Raw genomic sequence first — 2296 nt, 5'->3', positions numbered from 1 at the left:
GGCGGGAGCTACGACCGCGAATGCGGAGGACTCGGACCAATACATGAGACAGACGTCTTTGATGGTGAGCGCGGATGAATTTTTGGACGCGTTAGGCGTTCTTGCGAACACCCAATACGAGGCTGCGAGAGACGCGTATTTTTCCAAGGCTGAGAACTTTGTGAAGGTTACGGGCTCAGGAGACGACCAACTTGCTGTGAAGGTGGAATCGAAGATCGTTTTGCAGGAACGGGAAGCGTTTTTGGCGGGACTTTTGAAAAAGATCACCAACACGACGGGGGCTCCGGACGAGGTTGCGCGTAACGTGGAAACGGACATTTACCAAAAGGTTATCCACGACTATATGGGCGAGAACGGAGTTGTGACACAACTTTTTGGAATGGAGTTGAAACAGAGAGCGGACAAACAAGCGCAGCAGTGGGATTTGAAAGCGCGGGAATTTTATGATCTGAAACAGGATTGGATCCAGAACGTAAGTTATTTGAAAGAAGTGGGAACGAAACGCTGGGAGAATATGGCGCAGGAGTTTGGCGCGAAGTGGAAGGACTGGAGAGCGGACTTCAAGGCGGAACACGAAGCGAACCAGGCGTTGTTTTTGAACAAGATCGAACAAGCGGTGCAAAACAAAGAGACGTGGACGCAGAACTTTTTGCAGGCAAGTCAGAATAAAGCGGATGAGATGACTTTGAAAGAGATGTATGATTCGATTGCGGGTATGGTTCAGAGTATGCAGGAGAACTTACCGCAGGGCGTGAGCTTGAGCGTTAATGTGAACGACATTTTGTCGAGCGTGCTTGCTAAGAAACCGGGAAGTTTGTCGGCGTCACTGATGGACCGAGCTTCGAGCATCGATACCAACTTCTTTTTAAACGAAGTGAAGAAATACAACTTCAACGACAAGGGCGTGAAAGAGCAGTTCAAAAGTTTGATGGAGAAGACGAATGTTCTGAGTCAGAACATGGTGATCTTGCAGGCTTTGGAGAGTTTGCGGAATATGCCTGAGACGTTTGTTCAATTGATCGAGAAAGAAAACACGTCCGCTATGAAAAGTCTGGATTTGACGATGGGTTACGGCGGGTTTGCGAGAATGGGGGATATGTATGTCCGGACGATCAAAAACGCGGCGGGAGGGACGGAGATTCAGACACTTCCCACCTATCAATTTTTTGCATATACTCCTCCGACGAGTTTTCCTCTTGTGAAAGATTCGAACGGAAACGAATGGGACCTCTCGAAAACCGAATCGTTGTTAGACGGAAAGGCGGGCGCGCCGAGTTCGAGCGACGTGACCGTTATGGTTCGTTTGGCTCGAAACAAAATGTTAAACGACTTTAAGAAGACGTTAAATACGGAGAAGACGAGAAACTACGAGGCGGAGCTTGGTCTTGCAGTCGGGTTTACGGACGGAACGGATTTGATGGATGCGTTTGACGAGTTTGTGGAAGGAACGATGTCGGGACAGAACACGGCTTGTGTGGGAAAAACTCCCGAGCAGTGTGCTAAGGCTGCGGTGGGTTCCGGCTTTTTAGTGGGGGATGTTCCGGACGGAGATTTCGGTTTTGTTCAGTTTGGTCAATTTTATACCATTCTCAAAGGGAAGCGTGAGATGGACAAACGGAAGGCGCAGATGGACCAGGCGCGCAACCGGAGAAAGACCGGGATTGCGAGAATGTACAGCCCATATACGGCAATGGCGACTGGAACGGAGAATATTCTTAAGGGAGCGAAAAATCTTTCCTTAAAAGACCTGAGCCAAATGGGGAGCATGATCGGCAAGGGTTTGTTGAAAGCCTCGACTGGAGATTTTAGCGGAGCGAAGAAAGATTTGTATGATGCGAAAGAATATGCGGAAGAGAACAAGAACATCAAACAGATCGTGGAAGGCTTTACGTTATCAATGACCGGTCAATTGGATCAGACTCTTTTTCAATTTGAGTTTGCGAATGATCTGATTCATATGGGCGGTCGTGGAAATACGATCGATCAGAAGATATCGGAAGCGAACTTCGAGATGGAGCGGCTGAAAGATCAACAAGGCAAGACGAACCGATTGTATGACAAGAATCAAGAGAACGTAGTGAAACAGGATCGACTGATCGACAACGTAGTGACGACGTCCTTGGGAGTTTTGAGTATGATTCCTCCGGCAGCTCCGTTTGCAACGCTCGCCTTAGTGGGCTGGAAAGCGACACGAGCTGCGTATGAAGGTGGTCCTGGAGCGGTAGCGTTGATGGCAGGAAGCGCTGCTCTGAATGCGATCGGTAGCGGTGTTGGAGTGAGCGTGAACGTAGGCTAC

At 49.0% G+C, this 2296-nt stretch carries 1 pseudogene; it reads left to right on the top strand.

Going from position 1 to position 2296, the window contains the following annotated elements:
* Nucleotides 1-2296: pseudogene (locus EHQ17_RS06665) on the top strand (hypothetical protein); the annotation flags it as partial.

Source organism: Leptospira gomenensis (assembly GCF_004770155.1).
Classification (GTDB): Bacteria; Spirochaetota; Leptospiria; order Leptospirales; family Leptospiraceae; genus Leptospira; species Leptospira gomenensis.
The sequence above is the reverse complement of the archived record's forward strand: the minus strand, read 5'-3'. Positions and strand labels throughout refer to the sequence as shown.